The organism is Terriglobus roseus DSM 18391, from assembly GCF_000265425.1.
Lineage (GTDB): Bacteria > Acidobacteriota > Terriglobia > Terriglobales > Acidobacteriaceae > Terriglobus > Terriglobus roseus.
Map to the genome: position 1 here is coordinate 3,918,901 of NC_018014.1, position 20,292 is coordinate 3,939,192.

Consider the following 20,292-nt stretch of genomic DNA (forward strand, 5'->3'; position numbering starts at 1 on the left):
GCAGCCATGGGCTTTCTCGCACAACATCCGTGTCAGAAAGCCCATAGCCTTGGCGGGCTTGTAAGTACGGTCCTACTTCCCCGGCGACCGCTTCCGAGTAACAACCTTCACACCATCCCGCCACTTCTCATTCAGCCCAAGCACCGTCCACTCCACTTGCGGCTTCAAGTAGCGCAGCACCGTCTCCGTCGCCGGATGGATTCGCAGCGATGGTGCTACAAGATACAGCCGCGGAGGCTCCGCGCTAAGGCGCAGACCGGGGAAGTAGCCATGCTTCTGAAACGTACCCAGCCCCGTTGAGGCATCGATGGTCTGCGTATGGTGCCACCGCACACGCAGCCAGTAATCAAGTCCTTGCAGTGCAAAGTGCATGTCCTCGTGCGCCTTCAACTCCAGAACCGCCAGCCTGCCATCATTCGTAACGGTCAGCAGATCCAGCATGCCGCGGTCGCTCGCCTGAAACGCCGGTACCTGCGCGTAGACATAGTCGGTGTCAAAGCAGGCAAGACTTCCCTGCCCATCGGTCAGCGGGCCGATGTTGGCTCGCAGCTCTGATTCAAGCCAAGCCTCCGGCTGCATGCGATACAGCGGATCCTTCTGCGCGCCGCCCGGTCTGCGACGCGCGAACAACCGCTCCACAAACTCGCGAATCATCGGTTCGCTGCCGGCATCCAGTGGCGTCTCCTGCACGCCCGCACCAAAGCTGATCTCCGTAGTCTGCGCGAACGAGTTCGCCGACGCACCTTGCCGTATCCGCGCAAACTCCAGCCCATGCAGCAACAGCGCAAGCTCCGTCGACGAGCGCAGACGCTGTTCCACGCGCGCATGATCCACTGCAGGCACCATCGCCATCGCCTGATGTAACGGCGCCGCAAACCGCTCCGCGGCAGTGGCGGCGTTCGGCGCGTGCATCAGCTTCGTGATCAGGTTGCCGGTGTCCGCAGCATCGCGCTCCGTAAGTTCTTCCGTGCGCTGGTCGAGCTCAGACAGCTTCCACTGTGCCGCATCCTCACGCAGCCACGCCATGCGCGCCAGCGTGGTGGACGCGGTGCCCCTCGGCACAATGATGTGCAAACCAACAAAGAGCCGTCTGCCACCAGCCTGCTCGCGACATAGATTCAGCCATAACAGTCCAACGGTCAGCACGCCATCCACGGTCGCCTGCGACTCATCCGCATTCACCCCAACGACAGCCCATGCCTGCTGACCGCGCTGCAAAACACCGCGCGCATACGCAGGTCCGAAGGACTGCTCAAGGTCCATGGCAATCCGAAAGTCGTCCGCCTTCCAATCCGGATAGGCCCGCAGCAACACGCGCTCCAGCGTCGCAGCGTAACGACGCCGCGTGGTATCGCGAGCCGTGGGCGTGCGCCGGTCCGGCTGCGCGACCAGCTCCAGCATCTGCGGCTTGCTCTGGCCAAAGCGCAGCGTCTGCAGCTTCAGCGTGTCCTTACGAGCGGCAACACCACACACACGCCGCACCATGTTGCGGTCTTCGCTCCACAGGTGCAGCGTGCAACGGCCGTGCTCCTGCGAGACGCTGTAACGCGACTCGCGCATGTCAAAGAGCGCGCGGCCATCTTCCAACAGCACAGCACGCGTGTTCTCCGCCAGAAAGTCTTCGAGTGCGCGTGCGATCTCCGCCGGTGTCTGCTCGGCAATCGCTGTCGCGCGGGGAGGCACCTACCAGCCCTTAGCCGTCCGCAACGTGGTGATGTGCGCCACATGATGCTTGCTGTGCCACGCATACAGCAGCGCAACCGTCTCCAGAGACAGTGCTCCATTGTCCGGATGCACAAACGTGCGCTGCCACTGTGCAGGCGTCAGTGAACGCAACAGCATCAACAGCCGCGCATGCATCGCCTCCAGCAGCTCCAGAGACCATTCGACCGGCGCAGCCTCACCGTCGTGCAGACCCGCCCATGCGTTTTCGTCGTAAGGCTTGATCGTCGGCGCGTCTTCGGTCAGCGCCAGCTTGATTCGCACATAACAATTCATGTGCGAGTCGGCGATGTGGTGTACCAGTTGCCGCACAGTCCAGCCACCGTCACGATAGGGCGTATTCAGTTGATGGCCATCCAGGTCGTCGACGGCAGCGCGCAGATTCTGCGGCAGCTCGCCAAGCTCGAAGAGCGCATCGGATAGAGCAGCAGGATCGATCACATCCGGCCGCGTAAATCGACCAATGGGATAGCGCGGGTCGGCAGGCGCATTGGGCGGCAGGCTGGCGTCTCTCATGCTCCCCAACCTAGCACAGCACCGTGCCGCAAAGAGCCTTTTTCGCGGGCGGTAGAATGAAGAGTACATGAGTCGTCCGTCCCCCCTGAGTGTTCCAACTTCCAACAGCTTTTTTCGCGACCGCTTCGCGATCGACGCGGCCCTCGTGGAACGCTGCCTGGCTGCGGCACTAGGCGCTGGCGGCGACTTCGCCGAACTCTACTTTGAGTCGGTGACCTCAAGCTCCATCGGCATCGATGAGGGCATTGTTAAGTCCGCAAGCCAGGGCCACAGCACAGGCTGCGGCATACGCGTATTGAGCGGCGAGCGCACCGGCTACAGCTACACCGACTCGCTCGAAGAAGATCGCCTGATCCACGCCGCAAAGACGGCTGCACTGATCGCAAGCGGCCCGGCGACAACCCGCGTCCAGGGCTTCCTCGAGACCGATGTCCACGACCTGTACCCCGTCATCGGTCTCGACGCCGAGATCACCGCGAAGCTCGCGCTCGTCCAGCGAGCCGATAAGGCGGCACGCGCTTATGACGGACGCATTACACAGGTCCGAGCCGGATTCAACGACGAAGTCCGACACATCTTCATCGCTGCCAGCGACGGCACGTGGGCAGCGGACACTCAGCCACTGAGTCGATTCAGTGTTTCCGTAATTGCGAAAGATGCGACCGCGGATGGCGGCAAAGGTGCCACCGCACGCGGCTCCGGAGGCGGTGGCGGACGCGTCCGGCTGGACTACTACTCCGGCCACCACTCACCCGAACACTTCGCCGCAGAGGCCGCACGGCAGGCGATTTTGCAATTGAACGCGATTGAAGCGCCCGCTGGTGAAACTGAAGTCGTCCTCGGTCCCGGCTGGCCGGGAGTGCTGATTCACGAAGCCGTAGGTCACGGCCTGGAGGCAGACTTCAATCGCAAGAAGCAGTCCGCCTTCGCCGGCCTGATGCGCCAACGTGTTGCAACGGATAAGGTTACGGTCGTCGACAACGGCACCATCGCCAACCGCCGCGGCAGCCTGAACGTTGACGACGAAGGCACTCCGACACAGAACAACGTGTTGATAGAGAAGGGCATCCTGCGCCAGTACATGAGCGATAAGCTCTCCGCGAAGGTGATGGGACTGCCGCGAACGGGGAGCGGACGGCGCGAAAGTTACGCCAGCGTTCCCATGCCGCGCATGACGAATACCTACATGCTGGCAGGTGAAGATGAGCCTGAAGACATCCTCCGCAGCGTGAAGAAGGGCCTATACGCCGTCAATTTCAGCGGCGGTTCAGTCGACATCACCAACGGAAAATTCGTCTTTGCGGCCAGCGAAGCATACCTTATAGAAGACGGCAGAATTACGGCGCCCGTAAAAGGCGCCATGTTGATCGGCAACGGACCGGAAGCATTGCAGTACGTCAGCATGGTCGGGCATGATCTTTCGCTCGATGAAGGCATCGGCACCTGCGGCAAACGCGGACAGGGAGTACCGGTGGGAGTCGGCATGCCGACGGTAAAACTCGACAAAATGACGGTTGGCGGAACGGGGCAATAAACATGGCAACAGTAAAAGCAGCGAAGGCACCGGGCGAGAAGATTTTTGAGTGCGAAGTAAAGCGTCGTCGTGTCTCTGCGCGTGGCGGCTATGAGCCCTTCTGGAAGGTCAAGAACGTAGCCGAGGCACTGGTCGACGGCGATACCGAGTTCCGTTGCAAGGATTGCCACGGCAGCCTGAAGATGCACAAGCAGCGCATCGCCGGCGGTCCTGGCGCCTACGTGGAGCACGCTTCCAAGCACGACGCGGAATACTGCCCCGGCACCATGCACTTCCAGGCAGCCACGGACGGACGCGAGATGCGCTTCTCCGGGGCACCGGTGCGGTAGAGACGTCATGCGCACGGCAGAGACATCGAAGACGGATCTGAAGACACTGGCCATCGAACTGGTCGACCGCGCGTTGTGTGCGGGCGCTAGCGATGCCGAAGCCGTTGTCTTTGAGGGCGATGAGTTCTACACCAAGGTGCGACTTGGCCAAGTGGAAACGCTGACCGAGTCGACCTCGCGCGCGATCGGTCTGCGTGTCTTCAATGGTCTGCGCACAGCCAGCACCTCGACGAACGATCTCAGCGAAGCTTCGCTCAAGCAGCTTGTTCACGGTGCGATCGAGCTTTCGAAGATCACGGAAGAAGATCCTTTTGCAGGCCTGCCGGATGCGAGTGAGTACTCGTCCGTACGCGACAGTGATCATCTCGGGATCTACTTCGACGACGTCTATCAGCTCCCTGCGGAAGATCGCATTGCCATGGCTCGCGCGACCGAGGCTGCGGCGATGGCTGCGGACGTACGCATTCAGAACAGTGATGGCGGCACCTTCAGCGCATCGACCTCGCATAAGGCGATGGCGAACTCGCGTGGCTTTGCGGGTCACTATCGCAAGAGCTACTGCGGCATCGGTACGACGCCGATTGCGCAGGACGCCAACGGCATGCAGCGAGACGGCTGGGGCAGCGGCGCACGCACACTGCGCAAGCTTGATTCACCCGAAGAGGTCGGTGCAGAGGCTGCCAAGCGCGCACTTCGCCGCCTGGGCGCGCGGCGTGTGCCGACGCAGCGTGGAGCATCGATGGTCTTCTCGCGCGAGATCGCGCGCGGCATCATTGGCGACATCTTCGACGCAGTCAACGGCGACGCCATCTATCGCAAGGCTTCGATGTTTGAAGGCATGGTGGGCGAGCAGGTCGCGAGTCCATTGGTCACCGTCGTCGACGACGGCACCATGATGCTCGAGGACTGGCTCGGCGGCTTCGGTACCCTGCCCTACGACGGCGACGGCCTGCCCATGCGGCGCAAGGTGATCGTCGACAAGGGCATCCTGCAGACCTACGTGACGAATACGTACACGGCGCGCAAGCTGGGCACGAAGAGCACCGGGAACGCATCCCGTGGACTTGGTGGCGCACCGGGCATCGGCAGCGGCAATTTCTACCTGGAGGCAGGCACGCAGACGCCGCGCGAGATCATCGCCGAGGTGCAGACGGGTTTGTACGTCACCGAGGTTTTGGGCAGCGGCGTGAACCTTGTTACGGGCGACTATTCCCAAGGCGCGAGCGGCATCTGGATCGAGAATGGTGTCTTCACGGGCGCGGTCGAAGAGATCACCATCGCTGGCAATCTAAAGGACATGTACAAGAACATCGTCGCGGTCGGCAACGACTTGATCTTCCGCGGCTCGGCGGCTTCGCCCTGCATCCGCATCGAAGGCATGACGATCGCTGGCTCCTGAGCGAACCGGCGGCATGGCTGGAGCCATGCCCCTCTTATGCGCTGGCTCACTTTCGGTAGCGGCTGCCCCAACCCGGACAGCCGCCTGAGCAAACGGCTACTTTGACACCCCATAGACCACCAGCTGCGCGCCGCCCTTAGCCATCGGCCAGATCGCAGACTTCATACCGGTTGCGATCGCCACACGCTGCGCGCCCGCCTTCGTCGCATAACTGACGATGCCTCCGCCTAAGGCTGCACCGATCTGGGTCTTCCACACAACCGCACCACTCTTTGCGTCCAGGACGTAGAAGTTTCCGGCGACATCGCCGGCAAGGACCACGCCGCCTGCGGTCGGTGTGACCGCGGCGATCACCGGTGACGCAGTGGCACTCTGCCACATGACGCGGCCCGTCTCCGCATTCACGGCGGTGATGCGCCCCTTCGCAGACTCCACGGGATCCATCGTGATCTTCGGATCAATCTTGCCGGGGATTCGCGTCAGTGTCGTGCACCAGTCGACTGCTCCCACGTACAACATGCCCGTCTTGGGTGAGTACGCTGCACCATTCCACTCATTGCCGCCCTGCGTTCCCGGACAGAAGTGTACCGGCGCGTCCTTCAGCGGCGCTTCGGCATTCGCAACGTTGGTAACGGGCGCGACCCACGGCTTCGATCCGTCCTTCGCGTCTCCCGCGTACAACCGTCCGTCCTTGGTCGCAACGGCATAACGCAGCCGCCCATTCCGGCCTGGATAGAGCGCGGCAGCAGCCGAGACCTCCCAGTCATGGAAGTCCTGTGCGACCAGCGGAAAGCCCTTACGCACCGCGCCCGTGCGCGCATCCAGGGCGACCAGGTTGCTCATCTGCGGACTGCCATCCGCATGGGGCTTGCGCGCGGGATCCCCACCCGGGATGTACAGCGTGCCCGTGGCTGGATCCAGCGAATATGCCGTCCACGAGGTCCCTCCAAAGAGAGCTTCATCCTCGCTGGGAGCAACGGGTGCCGACGCAGGCGCAGCAGGTCCACGAAGCGCGTCGTTCTCCATGCGTGGGACTAGGTACTGCTCCCATACGATCTTGCCGGTCGCCGCATCCAGCGCATACATGCGGCCCTTCACGGGGATCGCTTCGGTGCCGGCATTGCCCGCGAAGACGAGGCCCTTCCATGCCAGCACAGCCGTGGGGATGCTCTCCTTCTTCGCCTTGTCGGCGATGGTCGCCTCCCACAGTTTTTTGCCAGTGGCAGAGTCATAGGCGAGCACGCGTCCGTCCTGCGTGCCGCGGAAGACGCGCCCATCCATTACGGCAGCGCCACGATTGACATCGTTCGGTACCGCTGGCGCGTAGTCCTCGTGCGTGCGCCACTTCTCTGCGCAGGTGTCGCTGTTGAGTGCAATCGTGTCGTGGCCGGTCGTGATGTAAATCACGCCATCCAGCACGACTGGGCCGGTCTGAAAGCTTGTGATCTGATGCAGGTCGTACCGGCAGATCTCCTTCAGGCCGGAGGCGTTCGCCGGCGTGATCTGCGTCTGCGGCGCGTAGCGTGTGCCCTGCAGCGTGCGGTTGAAGCTGGGCCAGTCGTTCGGCGAGACACTCTGCGCGGAGACAATCAGCGGCACGGAAAATATCGCAACAGCAGCAGGAACCAACGATCGCATCGATCAACACTCCAAGGGGGCGCTTGCCTTCTGCTCTCGCACCAGATTCCAAACGGGGAATCACGATAGGCATCGCCATCGCGGATTGTAGCGTGTTGCATGCAGTGGTCGCAGGCCCTCGCACCGGTAGAATCGGCCTGTGGCACCGGAGCCCATCTTCGAGCACGAGATCGTCTTCGATCCCGCACATGCAGCCGACGCGCTGCGTTCGCTGCCCACTGCGGCTGGCATCGTTGCGCTCTTTGGACACGCCAGCACCGACCGGCCGCACCTGCTGAAGGCAGCCAACCTGCGACGCCGACTGCAAAGCCTGCTGGAACCCACCGAAGGCCAGACGAAGCGGTTGAACCTGCGAGATCGCATCGCGCGCATCGCATGGCGTGAGGCAGGATCGGATTTCGAATCGCTGCTGCTGCTGCATCGTGCGATGTCCGTTGCGTTCGGCGCGGACGAGGCTCGCAAGCGCATGCGACTATCGCCGCCGTACACCGTCCGCTTCGCAGCAGAGAACCGCTTCCCGCGCATCTACGTCACGAACCATCTTCGCCGGCGTTCGCTGCCGACGACCTTCGGCCCGTTCGCCTCGCGCTTCGCCGCCGAGCGGTACTGTGAGGCAGTCGAAGAACTCTTCCTGATTCGCCGCTGCTACCTTGAGCTGCATCCCTCGCCGGACGACCCCGGTTGCATCTACGGCGAGATCAACAAATGCATGGCGCCATGCCAGGAGCGCTGCACCGATGAGGAGTACAGCGCCGAATGCATGCGCGTCCTCAACTTTCTGCAGACGCACGGCGCATCGCGCATCGGTGAACTGGAAGCAGAGCGCGACGAAGCTTCGGCCAACATGATGTTCGAAGAAGCAGCCGCAGCGCATGCTCGCGTGAGTAAGGTCAAGGCCGCGGCAGCGTTGGCAGACGATCTTGTGCAGCCGCTGAGCGATCTTCGCGCGGTGCTGCTGATGCCCTGCCCCTCGCGCGCCGACGAGGATGCACCCCATGTGGCGGCCTTTCAGATTGCAGACGGTTGCATCCGCGGACCGCAGCGCATCTCGCTGCTGGGCGTGCGCCTGGCAAGAGAGCAGGCGGAGGTTGGCTCGTCCCTCTTTGCGCAGCCGATGATGCTGGCGCCCGTGCCACTTGAGGGCGAGACCCCGGTTGAAGCCACACCAAATGAGACTGCAGCGAACAAACGCGAGATCGCTGCCGCAAACGCCAGCGCAGAGGAGCGGATGCTGCTCGCCATTACGGAACTGGAAAACGGCAGCAGCGCGGACGACATGACGGAATTGGGCGACCACCTGGCGATGTTGAAGCGTTGGTACTACCGACCAGAGAAGCAGCGCACTGGTGCCATCTTCTTCCGCGAGCGCGATAGCTGGCCTGTTCGCCGCATGATCCGAGCCGCCGCGCGCATCGCGGCCGCAGCATCACCCACAGCTACCGCAGCTCCGCCTGCGGCGGCACCGGCTAGCACCACCTGAACTGCAGCTAAACTGCTGCGCCCGTCGCGCCTGGCAGCACGACTGGCACCCGAACCCACTTCATGCCAGCCGCTTTCGCAGATTGAATGCCCGCATCGGCATCCTCAAAGACCAGGCAGTCTTCCGGTTTCACCTTCAGCAGAGCCGCTGCATTCAGAAACGGTTCGGGATCCGGCTTGCCGTTGGTGTAGTCCTCGGCGCAGACCGTCACCTCAAACTTGTCCGTCAGGCCCAATGCGGCCAGCGTCTTCTCGACGTTGTCACGGGGCGAACCGGAGACGATCGCAAGTGGAATCTCGCCGTGCTTCGCCACGACGTGGGCCAGTACGGAGGCGATCGGCTGGATATCGCCGACGCCAAGCAGGAATTGTGCTTCCTTCTCAGCCACGACGGCCTCAGGATCCATGGTGTAGCCGAACTTTTCATTCAGCAGTTCCACGACCCGCAGCGGCGGGACCCCGCCCAGCGAATAAAACAGATCCTCAGGAAATGTTCCGCCGTGCGCCGTCACCACGGCGCTCCATGCGACGAAGTGTGCCGGCATACTGTTCGCCACGGTGCCGTCCAGATCGAAGAGGTACGCGCGGAAATTGCCTGCCGGCAGGACGAGTGCTTCTGTGTTGGATTCAACGGACACGGTCGTTCTCCTGCACCTATCGTACTGTGCTGTGGGGCGCGTCTTGATAGACTTCCCCTGTGATCGATCTCGCCTTTTCCATCCTCGCCGCCGACTTCACGCACCTTGCCGACGAGATCGCCACCGCCGAGCGCGGCGGCGGCACCGTATGCCACGTGGATGTCATGGACGGCCACTTTGTGCCGAACATCACCTTCGGTCCGCCGGTGGTTGCCGCCGTGCGGCGCTGCACCAGCCTGCCGCTGGACGTGCACCTGATGATCGAAGACCCGGATCGCTACATCGAAGACTTTGCGAAGGCCGGCGCCGACTGGCTGATCGTCCACCAGGAGGTCTGCCGTCATCTGCATCGGACGCTCTCGTCCATCCGCGAGCATGGCATGCAGCCCGCTGTGGTGATTAATCCAGCCACGCCCGTTGAGACCATCATCGAAGTCCTGCCGCTGGTGCACCATGTGCTTGTCATGACGGTCAATCCCGGTTTTGGAGGGCAAAGCTTCATCCCCCGCTGCGTCAATAAGGTGAAGCACCTTGCCTCGCTGCGGAATGAGATGGGCCTGAACTTCCGCATCGAGGTCGATGGGGGCATCGGCCATGACACCGTCGAAGAGGTCGTGCGAGCCGGTGCGGACCTGCTCGTCGCCGGTTCGGCCATCTACGCCGGCCCCGGCAATCCGGCGCAGACGGAGAACAATGCTGTTGATTTCCTGCGCCGTGCCCGGGCAGCAACCGAAGTGCGGGCTTAGAGTCGTAGACATCCGCCGCCCGCAGCCGTCCAAAAAGAAGCGCGCTTCAGGACACGTGCGCGCTCGCGGCTTAGAATAAGAAGTGAGTTTCCCGGTGACCTGCCTGTTTCTACGGCGGCTACCGGTACGAGGGTTTACAGGCATGGTTTCACTCTTCTCCCGGATGGCGATCAAGACGGCTGTTGCGCGTTCGTTCTTCCCGCGTCGCGGCATCGCAGTCGTCCTGCTGGCTGGCAGCTTCGCCTCGGCCACTGCGTATGCGCAGCAGGCGCCCAATGCAGCCCCGACAGCAGCGACGGATCAGACCACGCCAGCACCGCCGGCGAGCAGCGACCAGACGCCGACAGCCGTGATGAGTAATTCGGCGCCTAAGCGCGGCCGTACACGCAAGACCGCCGAGGACAAGAAGGACGAGAAGGTCGTCCAATCCAAGGACACGGTCAAGAGCGAAAAGGCCCGCAAGGCCCAGATGAAGATCAATCCGCTGGGAAAGGTGAAGAGCGACCAGCCGGATAAGCAGCTGTACGATAAGGCGCTGATCGCCATCAACAAGGGCCGTTTCGAAGTCGCACGTCTTGACCTCCAGACGCTGCTCTCGACCTACCCGGACTCTGAATACCAGATGCGTTCGAAGCTCGCCTTCGCCGACAGCTGGTACCGCGAAGGCGGAAGCGCTGCCCTGGCCCAGGCTGAGACGGAATACCACGACTTCATCATCTTCTTCCCGAACGCTCCCGAAGCAGCGGAAGCGCAGATGCGCATTGGCGACATCTACTTCAAGCAGATGGACCGCCCCGATCGCGACTACGCGAAGGCCGTCCACGCTCAGGAAGAGTACCGCACCATGCTGACGCAGTATCCGGATTCGTCCCTGATTCCGGAGGCCAAGCAGCACCTCCGCGAGGTGCAGGAGGTCATGGCGCAGCGTGAGTCTCAGATCGGCGAGTTCTACGGAACGCACGAGAACTGGGCGGCCGCTATCGCGCGCTACCAGACCGTTGTGGACACGTACCCGCTGTACAGCCACATCGATCAGACGTTGATTGGCCTGGGCGATGCCTACGCTTCGATGTCGCGCTACATCCGCACGCTGAAGCTGCCCGAGGATGCTCGCGGTCGTCTGCTGAAGAATTATGACGACCAAGCCGTTGCAGCCTACAGCCGTGTGGTGACGCAGTACGCTGCTTCTCCGCACGTTGAGGACGCTCGCGACCGACTGGAAGCCATGAACGTGCCCATCCCGGAGCCAACGCCCGAGCAGCTTGCTGCCAGCCAGGCACTGGAAGACAGCCGCCAGACCTACAATCTTGCCAACCGCGCCAAGGGCCTGCTCTTCCGCGGACCGGACACCGTGCAGTCCGCCCGTATCGGCGACCCCGCGATGGCTGACCCGAAGGCCACGCTGGCGCCAACCGTTTCTCATCGCAGCGAAGAAGCCTTCAAGAACGCACTGGATCCCAAGACAGCCGCAGCTACCTCCGCTGGGGCTGCGACACCCGCTGCGGCCGATGCCGCAGCAGCGAATACCGCCGCGGGCAACACACCTGCAGCAGCCGGCGCACCCATGAGCCTGCAGGACATTCCGGCAGGCGACGCAGCACCGAACAGTGCTGTCACCGGCACCAGCTTCACGGCGACACCGACCGGCGTGGCTCCCGTCTCCAGCGGTGGCGGCGCGAGCGTTGGCGTTACCATTCTGTCGCCGGGCGCAACCACAAGCACGCCAGCAGCGCCGCCGCCGGCTGGCAGCGTTCCTGCAAACTACGGCTTGAAGACCGTAGGACCGACGAATGCCGGTGATCTGCCGCCCGTCGAAAAGGCCGCCGAAGCACCCGACGCTGTCAACGATGTCGCTGGCCAGAAGACTCCGCAGGGACAGCAGCCCGTCTTCGACAAGAACGGAAAGCAGAAGAAGTCCAAGGCCGAGTTCGACAAGGGCGAAGAGTCCAGCAGCACCCACAAGAAGAAGAAGGGCCTGAAGAAGATCAACCCCTTCTAAACGCTTCGGATGTTGAGTAAGAAAAAGGCAGGGATCACATGATCCCTGCCTTTTTCTCGATCTGACTCCCGTTATGCTTCCTTCATTGTCACGCCGAGCGCCTTCATCTTGCGATACAGATGGCTGCGTTCCAGCCCGAGGGCTTCTGCTGTCCGACTGACGTTGCCGTGGCACTCATCCAACTTCTTCAGGATGTAGTCGCGTTCATACGCCTCGCGTGCCTGCAGCAGCGTGCCGAATTCTTCGGTGCGAGCGCCAGCCTTGCCGCCATCCCGCCCGCTCTCGCGGTAGACCAATACTGGCAGGTGCTTGCGCTCGATCCGCTGCGCCTTCGGGTTCAGGATCAAGACACGCTCGATCACGTTGCGAAGCTCGCGCACATTGCCTGGCCAGTGGTACTGCTTTAAGGTCGCCAAAGCGTCTGTTGAGATCTCCACGCGCGGCCGGCCATACTGACGGCCAAACTCCTGAAGGAACTCCTGCACCAGCAGCGGGATATCTTCACTGCGGTCACGCAGCGGCGGCACGAAGAACGGGATCACATTCAGACGGTAGAACAGGTCCTCGCGAAAATTGCCTTTGATGATCTCGTCTTCCAGGTCCTTGTTCGTGGCGGCAATTACGCGGACGTCGACTGCGATCGGCTGCGATGCACCCACCGGATAGAAGCGTTGCTCATCGAGCGCACGCAGAACCTTTGCCTGTGTCTTCAGGCTCATGTCCGCCACTTCATCCAGAAACAGCGTGCCACCATCGGCTCGCTCAAAGGTTCCGCGCTTCTCCTGCGGGCCGCCCGGCACTGCGCCATGCCGGTAGCCGAAAAGCTCGCTCTCAATGAAATCTTCCGGGATCGCCGCACAGTTCAATTCCACAAAGACGCGATCTGCACGCAGACTCTCCGCGTGCATGGTGCGCGCGATTCGCTCTTTGCCTGTGCCCGATTCTCCATAGATCAGCACGCGCCCGTTGGTTGGCGCCATCAGACGGATCTGCTGCCGCAGCGCCTTCAGCGGCACGCTCTCGCCGGTAACGTACGCCTTCTGCGCCATCTGCTGCTGAAACTCGCTGTTGTCCTTCTTCAAGCGGCGGGCTTCCGTCGCATTCTTCAGAACCAGCAGTGTGCGATCGAGCGAAAGCGGCTTCTCGAGGAAGTCATACGCGCCCAGCTTCGTTGCACGGACGGCACTCTCAATCGTGCCGTGACCGGAGATGATGACGACCTCCGGCGGCGCGGCCAGCCCCATGTCCCGTATCTTCGCCAGTACTTCCAAGCCGTCGCCGTCTGGGAGCCAGATGTCCAGCAGAACCAGGTCGTACTCGGCATCGCGGATGAGTTCCAGCGCTTCGGTCGCGGTGCCAGCGCTCGCAGTGGCATAGCCTTCCTCGCCCAGGATTCCCTCTAGCGACTCTCGGATCTCAGCTTCATCATCAACAACGAGGATGTGGGTCAAGCGGTGTGTACCTCAGGCGATGACGGTTCGGATGCTGCGGCGCTCCCCGCGGCTGCATGCTCCCCGCTCTCACCACTGGAAGCGACCGGCAATTCCAGAATGAATCGCGCGCCGCTGGGCGTGTTGCCCTCCGCCCGGATGGTGCCCTGGTGGTCCGCCATGATCTTCGCGGCAATCGTCAGGCCCAGGCCTGTGCCGCGCTGCTTGGTCGAGAAATACGGCAGAAAGAGCCGCTCGCGCATTTCGTCGGTCACACCAGGGCCGGTGTCCGCAATGACCAGCTCCAGCATTCCCGGCGACTGCTCGCTGCGCCGCGTCTCGATGTGGATCTCGCGGCGCAGGCTGGTCTGCATGGCCTCTGCGGCGTTATCGATCAGGTTTGAAAGTGCCCGTTTGATCGCCTCAGGATCGGCCATCACCAGCGGTAACCCGGCCGAAAGCGAACGCACGACGGTCACACGGTTCAACCGCCCGGCAAAGAGGCTCAAGGAGTTCTCGACAATGGTGTTCAGATCGGCCGGGCGAGGCCGCGCATTCGGAAACTCGGCCAGCGACGAGAACTGATCGACCAGCGAACGCATGCTCTCCACCGACGAACTGATGACCTCACTCGACCGATGGATCGTGGCGATCGAAGGCGACTCGATTTCCCGGTCGCGCAAAAAATCACCAAGCCGAACGATATGCCGGCGAATCTGCTCAGCCGAAAGTGCAATGGGTGTCAGCGGATTCTTGATCTCGTGCGCAACGCGACGCGCCACTTCCTTCCATGCCGACTGCTTCTGCGCCCGCAGCAACTCCGTGGCATTCTCCAGAACCAGAACGTACCCGGTTGGGGTCCGAGCGCCGGCTGTGTCGCTCTCCAGGATGGCGGCGGTCACCGCAACATTCAACGTCCCGCTGGGGGCGTGCATCTCCGTCTCAGCCGAAGCTGACCCCATACGATGGCTGCGCTGCAGCAGGCGATCGACGCTCTCCATCGCATCGCTTGGAATCACCTCATCGATTAACAGACCGATGAAAGCGCGCTGGCCCCCCGGGTCGAGCATCTCGCTGAACGCGCGATTCGCCACGCGGATACGACGATCCACGTCCAGCATCACCACGCCGTTCGGGATCGTCTGTAGCATCGTCTCCAGCTCGCGTCGCCGAGACTCAAGCTCCACGTTCGCCTCGAAGACCTGCACGGTCGTCTGTTCCACCAGGCGCCGGCTTGTCTCAAGATCTTCCGCCATGGTGTTGAAGCTCTGCACCAGGTCCCCGAGTTCTTCGGTTGCAGTAGCCTCCACGCGCTGATCGTAGTTGCCCTGCGCAATAGCCGCCATTGCATCTGCCAGCGCTTCCACGGGTCGCGTCACCTGCTTCGAGAGATGCAATGCCAGCCAGCTTGCAACAAACAACGCGAGGCTGGTGATCATGAGCATCAGCACCATGTACGTGCCGCGGATCTGCCGGCGCAGACGGAAGAGCGTCCAGTATTGATGACCCGCGCGATCCAGTTCGCCGATATGAGCGGTCATGCCCTCGGGCAGCGGCGCGCCCGTCACCACCAGCAGACCTGAAGCCGTATGCGCCGAGCCAAGGATGTAATCCTTACCGCCCGCCGTCACAATCGGTTCATCGCGACGCTGGACGGCCTGCAACGCGATGGCGTCGAAGGGTCCCTGCGCCTGGCGCTGCAAGGGGTGTGCGTTGGACGGCGACGTGTTCGCATCATCGTCCGGAAGTGTGTCCTGTGGCGACCACGTGCTGATGGAAGCAGGGGCATTGCCCATGGTGCGGAAACGCGAGATGACCACGTTGTCGCTATACACCTGCGCCCAGCCGCCCAGCAGAGTGACCTCATGCTGCTGCATGGCACGCTGCATGATGAAGGGTGAACTTGCATCAGGTCCGGCAGCCGTGATGACGCCGGCAATCTCCTCGGCCTCAGACCGCGCGTTCGCTTCGATGTACCGCGAAAGATCCAGCGCCACATGCGCTGACTCGTCCCGCATCTGCGCCGCAGGCTGCGAGAACCACCGCTCGATTGCACGATTCATCAGCAGGTAGCTGAAACCAAACATGCAACTGATGGGCAGCAGCGACAGCAGCATTGCGCCACCCAGCATCCGCGTACGAAGACGCGCACCAAGCATGCGGCTACGCTGATCCGCATACAGCTTCAGCACATTGCGCATCAGCAGGATCAGGACCGCGACAAACAGCAGAAACGCGATGAACGACACAGCGGTGAAGAAGAAGATGCCGCCTGGGGTCGATGGGCTCAGGAAGCTAAGCCGAAAGGCATTCAACGCAGCCAGTCCAAGGAATAGCAGCAGCAGGAATACGCCCAGCACAACCATCAAAATCTTGCGCTGACGCGTTGTCCCCACCGTAGGCCCTCACTCTCTCGTGCGTGTCGAGATTATAGGCGCAGGCAACACATGCAGGCGCCCCGAACCTGCCCTCTGATACAAGGGCCTGAGGGATCCAAAAAGAAGACCAGGAATGAGAAACCCCATGTCTCAGAAACAAGACATGGGGCACCCTACAGTCTGAGTTTTTAGGCGATCAGCTCTGCCACAGGCTTCCAGTCCTTGCCCTGCGACTCCGCCACAGCCTTATACGTCAGCGTTCCGTTGTACGTGTTCACGCCCTCAGCGATCCCGGCATCCGACTTGATGGAAGCCTCTGCGCCGGTATTCGCCAGTTTCATGACGTACGGAAAGGTCGCATTCGTCAGCGCGAGCGTGGAGGTATTCGGCACAGCCGCAGGCATATTCGTCACGCAGTAGTGAACCACGCCATCGACCAGATACGAAGGATCCGTATGCGTCGTCGGGCGGGCCGTCTCGATGCATCCGCCCTGGTCGATCGCGACGTCCACGATCACCGCGCCGGGCTTCATCTTGCTGACCATGGCAGCCGTTACCAGCTTTGGCGCAGCCGCACCCGGAATCAGTACACCGCCGATGAGCAGATCGGCCTCGGCCGCGGCGCGCGCAATGTTGTACGGATTCGAAGCCAGCGTGAAGACACGGCCGTTGAAGATATCGTCCAGGTCGCGCAGACGGTTGAGGCTCAGGTCCACGATCGTGACCTTTGCGCCCAGTCCCAGCGCCATCTTCGCCGCGTTGATGCCGACGATGCCACCACCAATAATGACTACGTTGCCCGGAGGCACACCCGGAACGCCACCCAGCAGCAGGCCGCGTCCGCCATTCTTCTTCTGCAAATATTCAGCACCAACCTGCACGCTCAAGCGGCCGGCCACCTCGCTCATGGGCGTCAGCAGCGGCAACGATCCCGCGCGATCGCGCACCGTCTCATACGCAATGCCCGTCACCTTCTTTTCCAGCAGTGCCTCGGTCAGGCCGGGCAGCGGAGCAAGGTGCAGGTAAGTGAACAACAGCAGACCCGGACGGAAGTACTGGTATTCCTTCTCGACCGGCTCCTTCACCTTGACGACCATGTTGGCCAGGCGCCAGACGTCGTAGGCTCCGCCAACAATCTCTGCGCCTGCTGCCTGGTAATCGTCATCCGTAAAGGCAGAAAGGTCGCCCGCACCGGTCTGCACCAGCACCGTGTGGCCTGCGGCTACCAGCGCATGCACGCCCGCCGGGGTTACGCCTACGCGGCTCTCGTGGTCCTTCACTTCCTTCGGCACGCCAACAATCATGCTTCTCACTCCTGTTCCCATCTAGGTTACAGAAATGGAGGAACTGACGCGTTAATCCGGCCCGCTTTGGCGTGCCTCCAATCCTGTACTGCATGGAAGCAATGTAGGGGAGATAAGCGGGCGGCTCCGCCTAAATTGTTCCCAAGGGCCCTAAGTCACACCACTCGCGACCGCAGCTAGCCCTAGGTAGAACCGTACCTTTGTTTCAGAGTCTGAAGAGACCGACGCGTTTCGTAGACTTGTGCGATCTGCAAATCGCACCATTTGGTCTCTTGGTCATCGACCTCGCAGGACAGCGACACCCTCGCGTCCGAGCTGCGATCCACCTTCAGAAGAATGCCTGCGGTATTCTTATGCAACATGTCAAACACAAGTACGTGGCGTTTCACCGACAGTAAGGCATCGGTGTTGCTCGACCTCGTACGTGGACTAGCGGCCTTCCATGTGGTCGCCACGCACTGACGCAATCTCTTGTTCGTGGACTATCGCACGCTTCCCCAGGGTCTCCGGCATCTACTTCTGATTCCCTATGCACTCTCGGCCGGCGGACATCGTTCCGTTGTTCTCTTTTTCGTACTCAGCGGATACCTCATCGCTGGCAGCATTCTTCGCTCTGCCGAGCGAGGACCCTGGAACTGGCGGGACTATGCTCTGCGTCGGCTCGTCCGCCTATGGATCGTACTGATCCCAGGTTTACTGTTGTGTGCCGCGTGGGATGGTCTGGGAATGGCCCTGCATCGTGCGCCGCTGCTTTATGCCGGCGCCAATGGCAACCACCTCATGCAGAACGTCGCCGCAGCGCGAACGTGGCCAATCTTCTTCGGCAATCTCTTCTTTCTCTAGGCCGTTCATGTCCCAACCTTCGGCAGCGACACCCCCCTTTGGAGTCTCTCCAACGAGTTCTGGTACTACGCACTCTTCCCGTTCGGATGGCTCGCGCTGCGACGTCTCACGCAGCCGCGGGTACGACTACTTTGCGCCTTACTCTTCGTGTGCACGGCTTACTTCGTTGGGTTTGGATTGCTCATCGGCTTTTCCATCTGGCTAATGGGGCGTTGCTCTACAGGCTTCCGCCGCCCAGCGATCGTCCCTGGTTGCGCTGGGTTACAGCGGGCGTCCTCATCGCGGCACTCTATGGGCTTCCGAAGTGGGGCGGCATTTGGAATGACTGCTTCTTCGGCCTGATCGCTACGGCATGCCTATGGGTCTTTCTCTCCGCCGCGCAGCCCGCTTCGGAGCGCGCTCTGTTCAACCGTTTCTCAAGGGGAATTTCGCGCTTTTCCTTCACACTTTATGTTGTTCACGTCCCCTTCCTCTTGCTCCTGACGTCGCTGGCCGTTGGCGATGGGCGGTGGGTCCCTACCCCACGCTCGATGAGCGCCGGCGTGGCGATCCTCCTGGGAACTCTTGCCTACGCATGGCTGATCGCCTCGCTAACAGAGTTCCACACGGATCGCGTGCGCAAGGTTGTGGAACGAATGCTCGGCATGCATGTCACTCCCCCATCGAAACATCAAAAGACCTTGCAGGCGTGATGCGGAGCGTGGCCAGAACCAAGGCCAGCGTAGCCTACCTGCGGCTGCACCCGGAATCCTCTACTTAAACCGAGCAGATCTACGAGACCGCTGTGTCACGGGGAAAACTGCCGCTCAGGAACTCAAAGATCTTGTAACTTTTTTGATTTTCGGTCTGACACCGGCTACTCGAGAAATCCATGACGCTATACTCGCGCTATGTATCGGCACTGCAAGTCACACCAGCCTTCCCAAAACCGGAGACTCAGCCACTTTGCGCTTGCAACGCTCCTCCTCCTGCCCGCGATCTGTGCCGCATTAGCAGCCTACTTTCTTCCTTTCACCAGGCCCATGGGCGCCTACTGGGCCGACGCCCTGGCGCTGGCCACCACAGGCCGTATTCCGCAGGACTTTACCCCTGCCGGTTACCCGGAAGTGATTGCCATCGGCATGAGATTGCTGCCGGAACACCGGGTAGCCGGGGTTCTGGTCATCCAGATTCTGCTGCATGTTTGCATTGCCGTTACGACCTACGCCTGCCTGCGCGCTTTGCGTGTCAGGACGCGTTCGGCCCTGATCGTCGCACTCATTCTGCAGCTCCACCTGGAGCTCCTCTCTTCCGTCCCAAAGGTATGGGACGTGCCGTACTCTACGCTCCTGCTTCTGCTTCTTGAGTTGTGCCTGCTGAAGCTCGCAAATCGAGAGGCCTCCCTCCCGCTGCTTGTCGGCACAGGTGTGTCTTTTGGGCTGGGTGTGTTCGAACGTCCTAATTTCGTCCTTCTGGCCCTACCGTTGGCTCTGGCGCTCCGCATGCGAACACACTCATTGGGGAGGGGACGCGTGGGCGGCAAGCTCAGTCGCCCGACCGTCGCGCGCCTCTTCGGCATGCCGATCGGCACAGCCGCAGTGGTATATGCAGCGTGTTCCTTCGTTGCCTTCCATCGCCTGGACACACCGCACAACGGTCCCTACAACCTCTTCGCGGGCCACAATCAGTTCACGCGCGTGTCCTTGCTAAGTGCATTAAATGCAGAACCATCGCTGATGCCTGCGCTCAAGGCCGACGGCCACGCGATGAGCGATGCTGAGACCCACCATAAGGCCGCCATGCCCGTCCTCAACAAGCTCGCCGTGCAGTATGCCTGGACGCACCCAAAAGAGGAGATCGTGCTCCCAGCGGTAAAGCTGCTGACACTTCTGCGCCCCGATTCAAAGGTGCACGGACTGCACGACACCCAGGGTAAGGTGAAAGCGCTTCTTGCACTAGCTGTACCGTTTTGGCTGGTTGTCCTGCTCTGGAGGCGTCGGCAACTGGATGCGGCGGATCGGCTCCTCGTCCTCACCGCGGTGTGCTACGTCCTGCCCTTTCTGTTGACCAACTCTGATCCGCGCTTCCGAACGCCCCTGGATCTCATGCTCCTGACGCATTCTGTTTCGTTGATCGAGACCTCAAGTTCGCGGCGACGAAGAGCTAAGGCCACCGATCATCAAGAGGAGGACGTCGTCATGCAGCAAATTCCAGACGAAAGCGTCTCCGTCGCCTGACCATTCCGGCCTGGCTGTGGTTCGCATTCACCACGTGGAGGCCATGCAAGCCTCATAACACCTGCAAAGTTCGCGCCCTTCACATAAGCATTACAATCAAGGCACTACAAGATTGAGCAGG

The 20,292-nt window shown here is 61.6% G+C and carries 16 protein-coding genes; 9 read left to right on the forward strand and 7 right to left on the reverse strand.

What is annotated here, in order from left to right:
- Positions 1–72: 72 nt before the first annotated feature.
- Together TERRO_RS16010 and TERRO_RS16015 are read right to left on the reverse strand one after the other, a co-directional pair.
- The gene (locus tag TERRO_RS16010; protein ID WP_014786739.1) at positions 73–1,683 is read right to left on the reverse strand and encodes a hypothetical protein; all 1,611 of its coding nucleotides are present in this window, start codon (positions 1,681–1,683) and stop codon (positions 73–75) included.
- On the reverse strand, positions 1,684–2,238 hold the full coding sequence (locus TERRO_RS16015; protein ID WP_014786740.1) for a YfiT family bacillithiol transferase: 555 nt from the start codon (positions 2,236–2,238) through the stop codon (positions 1,684–1,686).
- Positions 2,239–2,305: 67 nt separating this feature from the next.
- On the opposite strand from TERRO_RS16015, the gene tldD reads away from it, so the two are divergent.
- Genes tldD through TERRO_RS16030 form a run of 3 tightly spaced genes read left to right on the forward strand, consistent with a single transcriptional unit; the run spans position 2,306 to position 5,500 of the window.
- Positions 2,306–3,772: a metalloprotease TldD gene (tldD, locus tag TERRO_RS16020; RefSeq protein WP_014786741.1), complete on the forward strand. Its 1,467-nt coding sequence runs from the start codon at positions 2,306–2,308 to the stop codon at positions 3,770–3,772.
- Between the two features lie 2 nt (positions 3,773–3,774).
- A complete protein-coding gene (locus TERRO_RS16025) occupies positions 3,775–4,101 on the forward strand; it encodes a hypothetical protein (RefSeq protein WP_014786742.1) in 327 nt (108 codons plus the stop codon).
- 7 nt (positions 4,102–4,108) lie between these two features.
- Complete coding sequence (locus tag TERRO_RS16030) at positions 4,109–5,500, forward strand: TldD/PmbA family protein (protein WP_014786743.1); 1,392 nt, start codon at positions 4,109–4,111, stop codon at positions 5,498–5,500.
- A gap of 96 nt (positions 5,501–5,596) precedes the next feature.
- Here TERRO_RS16030 and TERRO_RS16035 read toward each other — a convergent pair whose 3' ends face one another.
- Complete coding sequence (locus TERRO_RS16035; RefSeq protein WP_014786744.1) at positions 5,597–7,138, reverse strand: outer membrane protein assembly factor BamB family protein; 1,542 nt, start codon at positions 7,136–7,138, stop codon at positions 5,597–5,599.
- Between the two features lie 139 nt (positions 7,139–7,277).
- On the opposite strand from TERRO_RS16035, the gene TERRO_RS16040 reads away from it, so the two are divergent.
- Positions 7,278–8,618 carry an excinuclease ABC subunit UvrC gene (locus tag TERRO_RS16040; RefSeq protein WP_014786745.1) on the forward strand — a complete coding sequence of 447 codons (1,341 nt, stop codon included), beginning with the start codon at positions 7,278–7,280 and terminating at the stop codon, positions 8,616–8,618.
- A gap of 7 nt (positions 8,619–8,625) precedes the next feature.
- On the opposite strand, the gene TERRO_RS16045 is transcribed toward TERRO_RS16040, so the two are convergent.
- On the reverse strand, positions 8,626–9,255 hold the full coding sequence (locus tag TERRO_RS16045; protein ID WP_014786746.1) for an HAD family hydrolase: 630 nt from the start codon (positions 9,253–9,255) through the stop codon (positions 8,626–8,628).
- A 59-nt stretch (positions 9,256–9,314) separates the two neighbouring features.
- Here TERRO_RS16045 and rpe point away from each other — a divergent pair, with 59 nt between their 5' ends.
- Both rpe and TERRO_RS16055 read left to right on the forward strand, forming a co-directional pair.
- A complete protein-coding gene (gene rpe / locus TERRO_RS16050) occupies positions 9,315–10,001 on the forward strand; it encodes a ribulose-phosphate 3-epimerase (protein WP_014786747.1) in 687 nt (228 codons plus the stop codon).
- A gap of 163 nt (positions 10,002–10,164) precedes the next feature.
- Complete coding sequence (locus TERRO_RS16055; RefSeq protein WP_157178406.1) at positions 10,165–12,000, forward strand: outer membrane protein assembly factor BamD; 1,836 nt, start codon at positions 10,165–10,167, stop codon at positions 11,998–12,000.
- 71 nt (positions 12,001–12,071) lie between these two features.
- Here TERRO_RS16055 and TERRO_RS16060 read toward each other — a convergent pair whose 3' ends face one another.
- The 3 genes from TERRO_RS16060 to ald all read right to left on the reverse strand — a co-directional run bounded on the left by TERRO_RS16060 (position 12,072) and on the right by ald (position 17,112).
- A complete protein-coding gene (locus TERRO_RS16060; protein WP_014786749.1) occupies positions 12,072–13,451 on the reverse strand; it encodes a sigma-54-dependent transcriptional regulator in 1,380 nt (459 codons plus the stop codon).
- The gene (locus TERRO_RS16065; RefSeq protein ID WP_014786750.1) at positions 13,448–15,826 is read right to left on the reverse strand and encodes a sensor histidine kinase; all 2,379 of its coding nucleotides are present in this window, start codon (positions 15,824–15,826) and stop codon (positions 13,448–13,450) included. Before TERRO_RS16065 ends, TERRO_RS16060 begins: the two co-directional genes overlap by 4 nt.
- A 170-nt stretch (positions 15,827–15,996) precedes the next feature.
- A complete protein-coding gene (gene ald, locus TERRO_RS16070; protein ID WP_014786751.1) occupies positions 15,997–17,112 on the reverse strand; it encodes an alanine dehydrogenase in 1,116 nt (371 codons plus the stop codon).
- 477 nt (positions 17,113–17,589) lie between these two features.
- Here ald and TERRO_RS16080 point away from each other — a divergent pair, with 477 nt between their 5' ends.
- The 3 genes from TERRO_RS16080 (at position 17,590) to TERRO_RS16085 (ending at position 20,171) form a co-directional block, all read left to right on the forward strand.
- The gene (locus TERRO_RS16080; RefSeq protein ID WP_157178407.1) at positions 17,590–17,955 is read left to right on the forward strand and encodes an acyltransferase family protein; all 366 of its coding nucleotides are present in this window, start codon (positions 17,590–17,592) and stop codon (positions 17,953–17,955) included.
- 212 nt (positions 17,956–18,167) lie between these two features.
- On the forward strand, positions 18,168–18,647 hold the full coding sequence (locus TERRO_RS22275; protein WP_157178408.1) for an acyltransferase family protein: 480 nt from the start codon (positions 18,168–18,170) through the stop codon (positions 18,645–18,647).
- Between the two features lie 198 nt (positions 18,648–18,845).
- Positions 18,846–20,171, forward strand: a complete 1,326-nt coding sequence (locus TERRO_RS16085; protein ID WP_014786752.1) for a glycosyltransferase family 39 protein — start codon at positions 18,846–18,848, stop codon at positions 20,169–20,171.
- Positions 20,172–20,292: the final 121 nt, after the last annotated feature.